Source organism: Chitiniphilus eburneus, assembly GCF_005048205.1.
Taxonomy (GTDB): domain Bacteria; phylum Pseudomonadota; class Gammaproteobacteria; order Burkholderiales; family Chitinibacteraceae; genus Chitiniphilus; species Chitiniphilus eburneus.
This window is the reverse complement of sequence record NZ_SUMF01000089.1, coordinates 1-662: the sequence shown is the minus strand read 5'-3', so window position 1 is coordinate 662 and position 662 is coordinate 1. Positions and strand designations below refer to the sequence as shown.

The 662-nt window shown below is 68.3% G+C and carries 1 protein-coding gene; it reads left to right on the top strand.

The window, feature by feature from the left end; translation table 11 throughout:
- The coding region (locus FAZ21_RS20085; RefSeq protein WP_136775198.1) for a type VI secretion system Vgr family protein at positions 1 to 662 on the top strand (662 nt) is incomplete at both ends.

Genomic DNA, 662 nt, shown 5'->3' with positions numbered 1-662 from the left:
ACCCACCCCCGCACCGATGGCAAGGCGGCAGCGCGTGGCGAGGGGTTTGAACTGCGCACCGACCAGGCGGGCGCTATCCGCGCCGCGCAGGGCTTGTTGCTCAGCACCGAAGCCAAGCCGGGCGCCAGCGGCCGGCAACTGGACCGGGAACAGGCACAGCGCCAGCTCGAATCGGCACAGCAACTGGCGCAGACCTTCAGCGACACCGCCCGGCAGCAGTTGGCCGACGCCGCCGAGATCGGCCCCGAGACGCTGGATGTCGAAGGGCAACCGCAGGCCCCGTCTCAGCAAGGCCATCTGGATCACCTGAACGAAGCGCTGCAAGCATGGGAAGCCGGGAGCAACACCGACCCCGACGGCCAGACCGCCCGGGAGCAAGCAGGCCAGCAAGCCGTCCTGATCGCCAGCGCCCCGGCCGGCATTGGCCTGACCACCCCGAGCGAACTGGTGCTCAACGCCGGGCACAACCTGGACAGCATCAGCCAGCGCGATACGCAACAGACCACCGCCCGCCGCTGGCTACACAACGTGGGCAGCAAGATCAGCCTGTTCGTCCAGGGCGCGGCGGCGCAGGTGAACCTGAAGCTGATCACGGCCAAGGGGCATGCGAACCTGCATGCGCAATCGGGCGATGTCGAAATCGTCGGCGACAAGAACGTGCG